Source organism: Geodermatophilus sp. URMC 60 (assembly GCF_053502585.1).
This window is the reverse complement of sequence record NZ_CP199958.1, coordinates 3,764,297-3,777,221: the sequence shown is the minus strand read 5'-3', so window position 1 is coordinate 3,777,221 and position 12,925 is coordinate 3,764,297. Positions and strand designations below refer to the sequence as shown.

The window sequence follows — 12,925 nt, the reverse complement described above, 5'->3', positions numbered from 1 at the left end:
GCGTGGAACTCCTCCTCGTGGGGACTGCCGTGGCCGTGCGGCGCCCGGGGTGGGACCTCGGGCTGGGCGCCTCCACCCGGTGGATCGACCTCCTCGCGGCCGCGACGACCGGCACGCTCGTCCCGGGGGAGCGGGCGGTGCAACGGTCAACTGACCCCGCTGGGCTGCGGCGCCCCGCTATGACGTGACGGGCGACCCGCCGGCGACCCGGTCTCCTGCGTGGAAGCCCCGGATGGCGGCCAGGGTCTCGGTCGGGCACTCCTCGACCAGGAAGTGACCACCGTCCAGTGCCTGGCCGGAGACGTCGTCGGCCCAGTCGCGCCAGATCGCGAGGGTGTCGTACCAGGCCGCGAGCGCGCCCCTGCCGGCCCACAGGACCTGGGTCGGGCAGGTGATGCGCCGGCCGGCGGCCCGGTCCTCGTCGTCCCACTGCCGGTCACAGGTGGCGCCGGCGCGGTAGTCCTCGCACATCGCCTCGATCGCCGCGGGGTCGCGGGCGCAACGGGCGTAGTCGGCGACGGCCGCCGGCGGGAACCCGCGGATCGCACCTCCGAACTCGGCGTCGAAGAAGAAGAACTCGGGGTCGCGCTCGATGAGCCGCTCGGGTATCGGGTGTGGCTGGGCCAGGAAGCCCCAGTGCCAGTAGGCGAGGGCGAAGCGGGCATCGGCACGGGCCCAGACCTCCCCGGTCGGGATGACGTCCAGAACGGTGAGGCGGCGCACCGTCCCGGGGGAGTCGAGGGCCATCCGGTAGGCGACCCGGCCGCCACGGTCGTGCCCGACCACGTCGAAGCGGTCGAACCCGAGCCGGCTCATCAGGGCGATGCAGTCCTGCGCCATGGCCCGCTTCCCGTAGCTCTCGTGGCCGGGCACCCGTGCCGGCTTGGAGCTGTCCCCGTAGCCGCGCAGGTCCGGGGCGACGACCGTGAACTCCTCGGCGAGGTGTCCGGCGACCAGGCCCCAGGCGAGGTGGGTCTCGGGGTAGCCGTGCAGGAGGAGCAGCGGGGGGCCGGAACCGCCCGCACGGACCCGGAGCGAGATCTCCCCGCTGACGGGGACGCGCGACAGTCGCAGGTCGTCGAACCCTGCGGGGAGCGCAGGTCCGTTCGTGGATCCGGCTGGGACCGACACGGGTTCCCTCCCCAGGCGCACGGCCGACGGCACGGCACTGGCGGCGCAGTGTGCCCGGCCCGGAGCTGACGGGGCATGAGTCAGTTGGCTGCTGCACGGGGCGAAGGGAACTGGTCGCCGTCCGACCGGGACGACAGACTCGTCCTCCCGGAGCCCATCCAGGGGGACATCGATGGCAGACGTCCGACCCCTCAGCCGCGAGGAAGCCCCGGAGCTGATTGGGCGGAGTGCGGACCTGGACCTCGTCCGGTCCTTCCTCGGCCGCGCCACCGACCACGGTGGTGCGCTCCTCCTCACGGGGGGTCCCGGGGTCGGGAAGAGCGCGCTGCTCGAGGAGGCCTGCCGGACGGCGGCTGCCCGGGGCGTGCGACTGCTGCGGGCCTCAGGGGTGGAGTTCGAGGCCGAGGTGAGCTTCTCGGGGCTCAACCAGCTGTTCCTGCCCCTGCACGACCAACTGGAGGCTCTCCCCGACCTGCACCGGGACGCGCTGACCGTGGCCCTCGGTGTGGGCGCCGGACCAGCCGCGGGCCGGCTCGTCGTGTCGGCGGCCGCACTGGCGCTGCTGCGGCTCGCCGCGCGGCAGAGCCCGGTCCTGATCGTCGTCGACGACCTGCAGTGGCTGGACCGGTCGAGCGCCCGCGTCCTCGGCTTCGTCGCCCGTCGGCTCGAGGGCAGCTGCATCGGCTTCCTCGCGGCGGTCAGGAGCGGGGCCGACTCCTTCCTCCTGCACGCCGGCCTGCCGCAGCACGACGTGCCGCCGCTCGACGAGGAGGGCGCCACCCAGCTGCTGCAGACCCGGTTCCCAGGACTCGCCGCGCCGGTCCGGCGGCGTGTCGTGTCGGCGGCCCAGGGCAACCCGCTCGCGCTCCTGGAACTGCCGGGGACGATGACGGAGGCGCAGCGGCTGGCGGCCGAGCCCCTCCCGGCGTTCCTCTCCCTGAGCGCTCAGCTGCAGGCGCTGTTCGCCGAGCGGGTGCGCGGACTCCCGGCGGTCACCCGCCGCCTGCTCCTGCTGATCGCCCTCGACGGGACGGGCGACCTCCAGCTGCTGCGGGCCGCCTCGTCCGGCGACAGCTGGCTCGACGGCCTGGCGCCGGCCGAGAGGGAGGGGGTGGTCCGCATGGACCCCGGCGCGGACCGGGTGGCGTTCCGGCACCCGCTGATCGGCGCGGCGGCCGTGGGGCTGGCGACCAGCGCTGAGCGCCGGCGGGCCCACGCCGTCCTCGCCGACCTGCTGACCGACGATCCCGAACGACGTGCGTGGCACCTCGCCGAGGCGGTCGTCGGCCCGGACCGGTCCGCCGCCGACCTGCTCGAGCTCGCCGCTCACCACGCCCTCCACAAGGGGGACGCCGTCCGGGCGGTCCGCGCCCTCCTGCGCGCCGCGGACCTCAGCCCCCGCGGCGCGGACCGGGCCCGCCGGCTGGCCGCGGCGGCGTACGTCGGCGCCGATGCGGCCGGTCAGCTGACCAGCGTCCCGGGCCTGCTGGGGGAGGCCCGCCGGGCGGACCCGGGAACCCGGGGATCCCTGGAGATGGCGGTGGCCGCCGCCCACCACCTGCTCAACGGCGAGGGCGACGTCGACACCGCCCACCTCGTGCTGGTCCGGGGGATCGAGAACACCCTGGAACAGGGACACGCCGGGGGCGCGGTGGAGGAGGCCCTCCACAACCTGATGCTGGTGTGCCACTTCAGCGGCCGGGAGGAGCCTTGGCAGCCCTTCGAGGCGGCGTTGGCCAGGTTCGGATCCGGCGTCCCACCGCTGCTGTCGGTGTCGGGCCGGGTGTACGGCGACCCGGCCGGCGCATCGAGCGCCGACCTCGACCAGCTCGAAGCCCTCATCGCCACGGTCGACGAGGAGGTCGATCCCGTCCGCATCGTGCGGGTCGGCATCGCCGCCTTCTACGTCGATCGGCTGGCCGCCTGTCGCCGGTCCCTCTGGCGGGTGGTCCGGGACGGGCGCGACGGCGGGGCGGCCGCCTCGGCCGTCAACGCCCTGATGATGCTCTGCCACGACGCCTACCGGGAGGGACGGTGGGACGAGGCCGCGCGCATGGCCGAGGAGGGCATCGCCTGGAGCGAGCGGCTCGGGTACCAGCTCATCGCCCTGCCCGGCGTCTACTGCCTCGCCCTGCTCGCCGCGGGCCGCGGGGACGACGGGGCCACCCGGTCCCTCACCGAGGAGATGGTGGCCTGGGCCGCGCCCCGGGGCGTGACGATGCTGGAGCACTTCGCCAGCCGGGCACGGACGCTCGCCGCGCTCGGCCGGGGGGACTACGAGGAGGCATACCGCCTCACGACGTCCATCAGCCCGGCCGGCCACCTGGCGGCCCACGTCCCCGTGGCCATGTGGATCGCCAGGGACCTGGTCGAGGCGGCGGTGCGCACGGGGCGCGCCGAGGAGGCCGGGGCGCACGTCGCCGCGATCCAGCGGGCCGAGGTCTTCCGGCGGAGCCCCCGGCTGGCGTTGATCGCCGCGGGCTCCGCGGCGCTCGCCGCCTCCGCGGAGGAGGCCGGCGCCCTGTACCAGGAGGCACTGGCCGTCCGCGGTGCCGAGCGGTTCCCGTTCGAACGCGCCCGCGTGCAGCTGGCCTACGGCGAGCACCTGCGACGGACGAGGGCGCCGCACGCCTCAAGGCCCCAGCTGACCGCGGCCCTGGAGACGTTCGAGCGCCTCGGCGCGCGGCCCTGGATCGCCCGCACCGAGCACGAGCTGCACGCCGGCGGGCAGCCACACCGGTCACCGGCCGGCCACCCGAACTGGGCGACGTTGACCCCGCAGGAACACGAGATCGCCTCGCTGGCGGCCTCCGGGCTGTCCAACAAGCAGATCGGGACCCGCCTCTACCTCTCGCCTCGCACGGTGTCGGGTCACCTGTACCGGGTCTTCCCCAAGCTCGGGGTCTCGACCCGGGCCGCCCTGAGGGACGCACTGGGGAACCGCCCGCACCCGGCGGGCCCGCCGGACGACTGACCGTCCCTCGACCGGACCTCCGGTGCGCCGGCACCCGGCAGGAACGGGTCGGATGTCGGATGGCCGCCGCCGCGTCGTCCCCTAGCGTTTCCCGCCTCGGAGGGCTCCGGACCTGCTCCACCCGCGGGGCCGGGCGTCCCCCGACGCGCTCTGCCCTGGGAGGAGACGCCATGTCGGTGCTGTCCCGTGGCTTCGGGCGGCGGGGGAGGACCCGCCCGGCCGACGACCGCCTGCCCCCTGGCCAGTTCGACGTCGGCGACGGCTTCCCGGTGCTGTCGGCAGGGCCGACCCCGCGCACGGCCCTGGCGCAGTGGGACCTCAGCCTGCACGACGAGACCGACGTCCTGCGGCGGTGGAGCTGGGAGGAGTTCCGGGCCCTCCCGCGTGAGGCGCTGACGGTGGACATCCACTGCGTCACCAAGTGGTCGAAGTTCGACACGGTGTGGGAGGGCGTGGCGATCGACACGCTGCTGCGCGACGTGCCGACCACCGCCACCCACGTGGTCGCGACCTCCGACGGTGGCTACACGACCAACCTGCCGCTCGAGGACCTGACGGGCGGCCGGGCCTGGGTCGTCGACACGTACGCGGGGGAGCCACTGGCTCCCGAGCACGGCGGCCCGGCCCGACTGCTCGTGCCGCACCTGTACTTCTGGAAGAGCGCCAAGTGGCTCCGCCGGCTGACCCTCGGCCACCACGACCAGCCGGGCTTCTGGGAGACCTTCGGCTACCACATCTACGGGGACCCATGGCGCGAGCAGCGGTACAGCGGCGACTGACCTGGCTGCGCGCCAGGGTGCTGGACAACCGGGCGGAGACGCAGCGGGTGCACCGGCTGGTCCTCGACGTCCCCGGCTGGTCGGGGCACCTCCCCGGGCAGCACGTCGACGTCCGCCTGACCGCCGAGGACGGCTACACCGCCCAGCGCAGCTACTCCCTCGCATCGCCGCCGGAGGTGCCCCAGCTCCACCTCCTCGTCGAGCGGCTGGACGACGGTGAGGTGTCCCCCTACCTCACCGACGAGCTGCGGGCCGACGACCTCTTCGAGCTGCGCGGCCCGATCGGTGGCTACTTCGTCTGGTCGGCCGCCGCCGACCGCGCCGACGGCGACGCGGGGCAGCGCCCGGTGCAGCTGGTCGCCGGGGGAGCCGGGGTGTCCCCGTTCGTCGCCATGCTCGACCACCACCGCCGGCTCGACAGTCCGACGCGCATGCAGCTGCTGTACTCGGCCCGCGCCGAGGACGACCTCCTGGCGCGCGACGTCCTCGGTCCCGAGACGACGGTCACGCTGACCAGGGAGGCGCCGCCCGGCTGGCGGGGCGAGACCGGCCGCATCGACGCCGACATGCTCGTCCGCTGCACGTTCGCACCGGCTGCCCGCCCCCGGGTCTTCGTCTGCGGTCCCACCGTCTTCGCCGAGTCGATGGCCACCAGCCTGGTCGATCTGGGCCACGACCCGTCCTCCATCAGGATCGAACGCTTCGGTAGCTCTGGAGAGCCGTCATGACCGATCCCAGCCGCACGGTCGACCCCACCTCGGTACGTCGCCTCGACGGCAACGCCGCCGCGGGGTCGCTGGCCGACCTGTTCGCCGTGGACCTGACCGTCGCCACGTCCCGCTGTGCCTCCTGCGGGACGACGTCGGTGCTCGGCGCGCACCACCTCTACGCCGATGCGCCGGCGATGGTCCTGCGCTGCCCGACCTGCACGGAGGTCGTGCTGCGCTTCGCATCCCGGGAGGGGCGCATCCTGCTGGACCTGCGCGGCGCGGGGCTGCTCACGGTGCCCGTGGCGGTGACCGCCGTGGACGAGGAGCCCCGGCAGGGAGCTCCACACCACCCGGCGCCCTGACGCGCCGGCCGGCCGCACCGCCGGGAGGGCGAACGCCATGGACCCCACGATCTACGGCACGGACGGGACCGATCCCGAGGAGGCCACCGGTGTCCTCGAGCCGGAGGACACCCTCGAGTACGTCGACGGCGTGCCCGACGTCCTCGATGTGGGGTGGTCGCCGGCCGAGCGCGCCTGGGCCGTGGCCGACTGGGGCACGACCGAACGGGAGGAGACCACCGGGGAGGGGCTCGCGGGCCGCCTGGCGCGTGAGCTCCCGGAGGTCCCGTCAGCGGACGAGGGCGACGGCCTGGGGGACACGTCGGACACCGACGGCGAACTGCTCGACGACGAGGTGGGCGACGTCCGCGCCGGCCGGCTCGTCGAGGCCGACCAGGGTGCATGGGGGGACGTCGAGCCCGAGCTGTACGCCGTGGACGAGGGCATCGACGCGGCAGGGGCCTCGGCGGAGGAAGCGGCAGTGCACGTGGTCGCCGAGCCGGGGGACGCCCGGGCCGAGCCGGCGGACTGACGGGGGGACCTGCCGGCTCCGGCCGGGTGGTGTCACACCGGTCCCATCAACGCCCGGCACACGTCGGTCACGTCGACGATGCCGACGAGTCCACCGTCCTCGACGACGAGCAGGTGGTGCAGGCCCCTGTCGAGCATGAGCCGGGTCGCTTCCTCGACCGGCGTGGCCGGTGGGACGTCCACCGTCCCGCGCGCGAGGAGATCGCTGATCCGCACCTGCTCGAGGTCGCACCCGTCCGCGACAGCCTGGGTGATGTCCGCGTCGGTGATGACCCCCAGGGGCGTCCGGGTGCCGTCGTCCGTGGTGACGACGAGGGCGCTGTCGCCCGACCTCTTCATGAGGTAGGCAGCCGCTGCCAGGTGGGCGCGTGGTTCCACGGTCGTGGCGGGGGGCCTCATCAGCTGCCCCACCTGCGTGTGCTGGCCCGTCCCGGCGTCCGGTGCCACACCCCGAGGTCCGCTGGTGGACATGTCCGCTCCTCCTCGGGTCCATGCCGGACGCTGGGCGACGGGGACCACCTCCCTCGGGTCCCGGCGCGCGGTCCAGTCTCGGCGGGTCGTGGAGGGCGGACATCCGTCATCTGACCCGGGAACCGGCGCGCCGGCCGGTCGACGTCTGCGGTGTCCCCCCCGTTCCGCCGGCCCGGCCGACCGGTGGCGCCGTCGACGACCCGACCGGCGCCTCAGGCGGTGCGGTCCGCCTCGGCGGAGACGACGGCCTCGTCCCGGCTGGCGAACGGGCCTGCGGTGCGGTCGTCGGCGCGGCACGTCCACCGGTAGCCATCGGGCGTCTCCTCGATGAGGTAGCCCTCCGGGTCGGCCGGGCCGTGGCCCGGGCGTGCGAACGGGTCGGTCACGTGAACACCAGGTTCCTGAAGCGGACCCCGGCGTACGCGCTGCCGAGGTGGACGACCGGCACGGGTCGGTGGGTGGCGTCGGCCGAGGTCAGGGTCTCACCGGTGTTGTCTGCGCGGGTGAAGCGGACGCCGGAGTCGGTGACGGTGATCCGGAGCGGGACGTAGGTGCCCATCCTGAGCGCCGCTCCGCCCGTCGAGGACGCCAACGTGGTGGCGACACCCTCGGCGACCCGGTCGACGGCCAGGGTGCCGTCGCCTCGCAGGAGGAAGAGGTAGCCGTCGGCGCCGGGCGAGGAACCGGACGGTCGGTACGGGTGGTCGTCGGTGCTCAGGAAGACCGCCCCGCAGCCCGTGCGGTCGTCGGCACGGGTCTCGTCCATGCGGAGCTCGAGGTGCAGCGTGAACGAGTCCGGGTCCGGCGGTGCGAGGAAGCCCATGAGCGTGCAGGTGGCGGTGCCGGAGACGTCGAAGCCCCACGAGGCGTCGTCCGGGTAGAACCGGCCACGGCCGGCGTCCGGCAGCATCCCGGGCAGCCAGACCTGCCGGGCGAACAGGTCCGAGGTGCGGCGCCCCGCGTCCCCCGTGATGTAGACCGGGTCGTCGGAGAAGATCGCGTCCACGCCGGCGGCGACGAGGGCGTCCCGCTGGTGTCGGCGGTCGACCGTGTAGCAGGCCACGCTGACCCCCACCGCATGTGCCCGTGCACAGACGGTCGGGGTGACGTGGCCGGCCTCCGGACCGATCCAGCCGATGCCCTCGGCGGTGGCCCGGGCGACGTCGGTGGTCCCGAGCCAGATGACGCCCCACCCCCGCGACCGCGCCAGCCGGCAGTCGGCCAGCGCGTGGGACTGGAGCAGCACCGAGGCCGGGCGGACACCGCGTCGATCGAGCGCGTCGATCATCGGTCCCATCGCGTCACGGCTCTTGGCCTCGGCGCAGAGGAGGACGCGGTTGCCGAACTCGGTGAGCACCTCCTCGAACAGCGGAGGACGCAGCCCGTCGGGCCAGCCTCCGCCGAGGATGGCCGAGGCGTCGATGTCGAGCTGCTTCCAGGACACCGACGTGTGGTCGGCGACGTTGCCGCTGGCGGTGGTCATGCGGTTCACGGTGCCGTCGTGCATGACGCCGAGGCCGCCGTCGGCGAGCGTCGACACGTCCTGCTCGATGACCGGTAGGCCCTGGCCCACCGCGACCCGATAGCCCTCCATCGTGTGCTCGGGCACCTGCATGGCCCCGCCTCGGTGGGCGATGACGAACGGCCGGCTCAGGTCGGCGAAGTCCACGGGTGACCCTAAGGCCGCGGCCGCGGCCGCAGTCGTCCCCGGACTCCGATCCCGGAGGCGGCCGGCCAGCAGGCCGGCTCGGCACGGGGGCACCCCCGGGGGGTTCGCCCGGTGCCGGAGGTCCCTTGTCCGGTCCGGGAGGTCGGTGGACGCTGGCGTCCTCGGCCGTGGGCGCCGGGCTCCCAGCAGTGGGAGACGAGCTCGGCCGCGAAGGCGCTGGGCCGGCTCGCGTCGTGACCAGACCGTGGTGAGCGCCGCTGAGGGCCGCGCGACGCGAGCGCACGCCCACCACCTCGTCGACCGGACGCGGTGGGTACGTCGCCACCTGCGAGCAGCGGAACCGCGGGAGACGTCGCGGCCGCTGCGCCGACCGGAGCGTCGGGAGGTACCGGGGAGCGGCCCTCCCCACACCGGAATCGAGGACCCGTCATGGACACGAGGCAGTCCCTGCTCACCGCGATCCGCGATGCGGTCCGCGGCCCCGGCTGGGCGCCCGGGCGACGTGCCGCCGGGGGGAGGATGCCGTCCCTGGACGGGGCCACCGGATGGCTCAACTCGCCGCCGCTGACGGCGGAGGGTCTGCGCGGGCGGGTGGTGGTCGTCGACTTCTGGACCTACACCTGCATCAACTGGCTGCGCACCGCGCCCTACGTCCGCGCCTGGGCGGAGGCGTACCGGAACGCCGGCGCGGTGGTGCTCGGGGTCCACACGCCCGAGTTCCCGTTCGAGCGGGATGTCGACAACGTCCGCCGGGCGGTCCGGGACCGGCAGATCACCTACCCGGTCGCCGTCGACGGCGACTACGGGATCTGGCGCGCCTTCGCCAACATGTACTGGCCCGCGCTCTACGTCGTCGACGCTCAGGGGTACATCCGCTACCACCACTTCGGCGAGGGCGCCTACGACGAGTCGGAGCAGGTCGTCCGACGGCTGCTCGACGAGGCCGGCGCCGGCGACACCATCCCCGCGCCGGTTGCCGTCGATCCCCGCGGCATCGAGGCCGCCGCCGACTGGGCCGACCTGGGCTCGGCGGAGATCTACCTCGGCTCCGGGCGCACCGAGAACTTCGCCTCCCCCGAGCGCGCGGCCACGGGTGCTCCGCGGCGGTACACCGCCCCGTCCCGGTTGGCCCCGGACCACTGGGCTCTCTCCGGCGGGTGGACGGTGCAGCCGGACGCCGTGCACCTGGACGAACCCGGCGGGCAGATCCACCACCGCTTCTCCGCCCGCGACCTGCACCTGGTCATGACCCCACCGGCGCGCGGGACCCAGGTGCGGTTCAGCGTGCGCCTCGACGACCAGCCGCCGGGCCCCGACCACGGGGAGGACACCGACCACGACGGCACCGGCACGGTCTCCGAACCGCGGCTGTACCAACTGGTCCGCCAGCGCGGCCCGGTCACCGCGCGCACGTTCGAGATCACCTTCTCCACCCCCGGCGTCCAGGCCTACGCCGTCACCTTCGGCTAGGCCGGCCCACGAGACGAGCCACGGCCCCCCACAGAGAAGGGCAGACCAGCCATGACCGCAGTCGCGGAAGAGACCAGCAGGGCCATCCGGCCGTTCTCCGTGCACGTGCCTGATCAGGCACTGATCGAGATGCGCAGGCGCATCGACGCGACGGTCTGGCCGGAACGGGAGACGGTCCCGGACTCGTCGCAGGGCGTGCCGCTCGCGATGGTGCAGGAACTCGCGCGCCACTGGGCGACCGACTACGACTGGCGCCGGTGCGAGGCGCGACTGAACTCGCTGCCGCAGTTCGTCACCGAGATCGACGGGCTGGACATCCACTTCATCCACGTCCGCTCGCAGCACGACGACGCGTTGCCGCTCGTCGTCAACCACGGATGGCCCGGCTCGGTGATCGAGCAGCTCAAGATCATCGACCCGCTCGTGGACCCGACGGCGCACGGGGGCAGCCCGTCCGACGCCTTCCACGTGGTGATCCCCTCGATGCCGGGCTACGGCTTCTCGGGCCGGCCGACGAGCACGGGCTGGGGCCCCGAGCGGATGGCCCGGGCCTGGGCGGTGCTCATGCAGCGCCTCGGCTACGACCGCTACGTGGCCCAGGGCGGCGACTGGGGCGCGTTCGTCGTCGACCAGATGGGGCTGCAGGCGCCCCCGGCGCTGCTCGGCATCCACACCAACATGCCCGCCACCGTCCCCGCCGACGTCAACGCCGCGGCCCTGGCGGGCGAGCCCCCGCCGTCCGGCCTCTCCGCCGAGGAGCGGCGCGCCTACGACCAGCTGGTGCGGACGTTCGGGCAGGTCGAGTACGCCCGGTACATGGCGGCGCGCCCGCAGACCCTGTACGGCATCGCGGATTCACCCGTCGGCCTGGCCGCCTGGCTGCTCGACCACAACGACGCCGACGGCCAGCCGGCCGCGGCGGTCGTCGCCGCCCTGGACCGGACCGCGAGCGCCACGGGCGAGCTGACGCGCGACGAGATCCTCGACAACATCACGCTCTACTGGCTGACGAACACCGGGGTCTCCGCGTCCCGCCTGTACTGGGAGTACCGAGGGGGCTTCTTCGACGCCAAGGGCGTCACGATCCCGGTGGCGGTCAGCGTCTTCCCCGGCGAGCAGTACCAGGCTCCGCGCAGCTGGGCAGAGCAGGCCTATCCCGGGCTGGTCCACTACAACCAGCTCGACAGAGGCGGTCACTTCGCGGCATGGGAACAGCCGCAACTGTTCTCCGAGGAGCTCCGCGCGGGCTTCCGATCACTGCGCACACCCCAGGTCCCCGAACCGCGTCGCTGACCACGGACTCCGCGGGTCCAGGAACGGAACGCCCGCCGAGGGAGCCGGACGAGTCGGGAGGGACACCTCCACCGGCCTGGCCGGGAACGCGGCCACGGGGACGGTGGCAGCGGACCGGGGGCTGGGGCAGCGGCCAGGGGGCGGGGGCGAGGTCCACCCGTGCCGGGCTCCCGGCTGGTACCCGGCTGCGGCGGTCGGCCCGGTGGCCCCTACGTCTCGTCCCCTGCATCGGCCGGAGGTCGTGTGCGCACGCTGATGCGCGGCTGCTGCCGCGTGGCTCCCGCACCGTGCCCCTGGTCCGCGCCGACCGCCGTGGAGGCGTCGTCGGCGTCGTCCGGGTCGTCGGCGTCGTCCAGGTCGTCCGGGGACTCCGCTGCCGCCCGACGCCAGGCGAGGACGGCGGCCGCGAGCACCCCGGTCACCGGCACGGCGACGAACAGTCCCAGGAGGCCGAACGCCGCGGCGGCGGTGGTCGTCAGCAGCAGCACCACCAGGGGGTGCAGGCTGATCGCGCGGGACAGCAGCAGCGGTGCCAACACGTTGCCCTCGATCTGCTGCACCACGACGACGATGAGGAGCGCCCAGAGCGCCGTGGTCCAGCCACCGGTGACACCGGCCACCGCGATCGCCACCGCGCCGGCGATCGTCGCCCCCACCAGTGGCACGTAGCCGAACAGGAAGGTCAGCGCGCCGATCGGGAGGGCCAGCGGTACGTCGAGCAGCCACAACCCGAACCCGATGAGGACGCCGTCGATGAGGCCGGTGGCGGTGGCCGCGTAGAACCACGCGCCGGCCGTGCGCATGCCGGCGCGGAACGCCGCGTCGGTCGGCACCCGGTACTCCGCGGGGAGCACCCCGACGAACCGCCGCCACAGCCGGTCGCCGCTGGTGAGGGCGAACAGGGTGAAGAAGAGGGCGATGACCAGGACGGTGGCGACGTTGCCGACGGCGTTCAGGCCTTGGGCCGCCGCACCGCCGAGGCCGCTCATCGCGGCGCCCACCGACGCCTCCAGTTGGTCGATCACCTGGTCCAGCCCGGCGTTGTCGAGGTCGTCCGTCCGGTCCTGGACCCAGGCGGTGATCGAGTCGACCGCTTCGATGCCCGCGGCGACCAGGCCGGGCCAGGCGCCGATGAGCTGCAGCACCAGGAAGACCAGGACACTGACGAAGAACGCCAGGTAGGCCAGGACGCAGAGGATCGCGGCCAGCACAGCCGGCACGCCGCGCTGTCGCAGCCACCGGGCGATCGGCCACAGCATCGCCACTTGCGCGAGCCCGAGCATCGTCGCGGCCGCGATGAACTGGACCTGCAGCACCAACCAGATCGCGCCGACGGCGGTCAGGCCGATGACCAGAGCTCGACCGGCCACCGTCGCCTCACGCTGCAGCAGCGTCGCCCGGCCGACCGGCGGCGGGGTCGCGTTCCGCCGCCGCGTGCCCCTGTTGCCCACAGGAGCCGGCGCCCGCTCTGGCATGCCCTGCCTCCCGTCCCAGGCGACCCGGCCGGTGCGCACGCGGCCCGAACGGCCGCCATCCCATGGTGCGCCCCGCGGCAC

12 protein-coding genes are annotated in these 12,925 nt (G+C 74.2%); 7 read left to right on the top strand and 5 right to left on the bottom strand.

Annotation, left to right across the window (positions count from 1 at the left end):
• Nucleotides 1-177: 177 nt before the first annotated feature.
• Entirely contained in the window at nucleotides 178-1,131 is a 954-nt protein-coding gene (locus tag ACWIX3_RS17885) for an alpha/beta fold hydrolase (protein ID WP_448608688.1), read from the bottom strand.
• A gap of 172 nt (nucleotides 1,132-1,303) precedes the next feature.
• On the opposite strand from ACWIX3_RS17885, the gene ACWIX3_RS17880 reads away from it, so the two are divergent.
• From ACWIX3_RS17880 to ACWIX3_RS17860, 5 genes are all read left to right on the top strand, one after another.
• The gene (locus ACWIX3_RS17880; RefSeq protein WP_448608687.1) at nucleotides 1,304-4,105 is read left to right on the top strand and encodes a helix-turn-helix transcriptional regulator; all 2,802 of its coding nucleotides are present in this window, start codon (nucleotides 1,304-1,306) and stop codon (nucleotides 4,103-4,105) included.
• A gap of 170 nt (nucleotides 4,106-4,275) precedes the next feature.
• Entirely contained in the window at nucleotides 4,276-4,884 is a 609-nt protein-coding gene (locus ACWIX3_RS17875) for a molybdopterin-dependent oxidoreductase (RefSeq protein WP_448608686.1), read from the top strand.
• A complete protein-coding gene (locus tag ACWIX3_RS17870) occupies nucleotides 4,854-5,612 on the top strand; it encodes an FAD-binding oxidoreductase (protein WP_448608685.1) in 759 nt (252 codons plus the stop codon). The genes ACWIX3_RS17875 and ACWIX3_RS17870 overlap by 31 nt, the downstream gene beginning before the upstream one ends.
• The gene (locus ACWIX3_RS17865) at nucleotides 5,609-5,956 is read left to right on the top strand and encodes a DUF6510 family protein (protein WP_448608684.1); all 348 of its coding nucleotides are present in this window, start codon (nucleotides 5,609-5,611) and stop codon (nucleotides 5,954-5,956) included. Before ACWIX3_RS17870 ends, ACWIX3_RS17865 begins: the two co-directional genes overlap by 4 nt.
• A gap of 37 nt (nucleotides 5,957-5,993) precedes the next feature.
• Complete coding sequence (locus tag ACWIX3_RS17860; protein ID WP_448608683.1) at nucleotides 5,994-6,467, top strand: DUF5709 domain-containing protein; 474 nt, start codon at nucleotides 5,994-5,996, stop codon at nucleotides 6,465-6,467.
• A gap of 32 nt (nucleotides 6,468-6,499) precedes the next feature.
• Here ACWIX3_RS17860 and ACWIX3_RS17855 read toward each other — a convergent pair whose 3' ends face one another.
• The 3 genes from ACWIX3_RS17855 to ACWIX3_RS17845 form a co-directional block, all read right to left on the bottom strand.
• Nucleotides 6,500-6,865 carry a CBS domain-containing protein gene (locus ACWIX3_RS17855; protein ID WP_448608682.1) on the bottom strand — a complete coding sequence of 122 codons (366 nt, stop codon included), beginning with the start codon at nucleotides 6,863-6,865 and terminating at the stop codon, nucleotides 6,500-6,502.
• Between the two features lie 284 nt (nucleotides 6,866-7,149).
• Complete coding sequence (locus tag ACWIX3_RS17850) at nucleotides 7,150-7,323, bottom strand: hypothetical protein (protein WP_448608681.1); 174 nt, start codon at nucleotides 7,321-7,323, stop codon at nucleotides 7,150-7,152.
• Nucleotides 7,320-8,606 (bottom strand): glycerophosphodiester phosphodiesterase, encoded by a 1,287-nt coding sequence (locus ACWIX3_RS17845; RefSeq protein WP_448608680.1) that lies wholly within the window; start codon nucleotides 8,604-8,606, stop codon nucleotides 7,320-7,322. The genes ACWIX3_RS17850 and ACWIX3_RS17845 overlap by 4 nt, the downstream gene beginning before the upstream one ends.
• A 429-nt stretch (nucleotides 8,607-9,035) precedes the next feature.
• On the opposite strand from ACWIX3_RS17845, the gene ACWIX3_RS17840 reads away from it, so the two are divergent.
• Together ACWIX3_RS17840 and ACWIX3_RS17835 are read left to right on the top strand one after the other, a co-directional pair.
• Nucleotides 9,036-10,076, top strand: coding sequence for a thioredoxin family protein (locus ACWIX3_RS17840; protein ID WP_448608679.1), 1,041 nt, complete (start codon nucleotides 9,036-9,038; stop codon nucleotides 10,074-10,076).
• Nucleotides 10,077-10,127: 51 nt separating this feature from the next.
• Nucleotides 10,128-11,369: an epoxide hydrolase family protein gene (locus tag ACWIX3_RS17835; protein WP_448608678.1), complete on the top strand. Its 1,242-nt coding sequence runs from the start codon at nucleotides 10,128-10,130 to the stop codon at nucleotides 11,367-11,369.
• A 209-nt stretch (nucleotides 11,370-11,578) separates the two neighbouring features.
• On the opposite strand, the gene ACWIX3_RS17830 is transcribed toward ACWIX3_RS17835, so the two are convergent.
• Nucleotides 11,579-12,844, bottom strand: coding sequence for an AI-2E family transporter (locus ACWIX3_RS17830; protein WP_448608677.1), 1,266 nt, complete (start codon nucleotides 12,842-12,844; stop codon nucleotides 11,579-11,581).
• Between the last annotated feature and the right edge of the window lie 81 nt (nucleotides 12,845-12,925).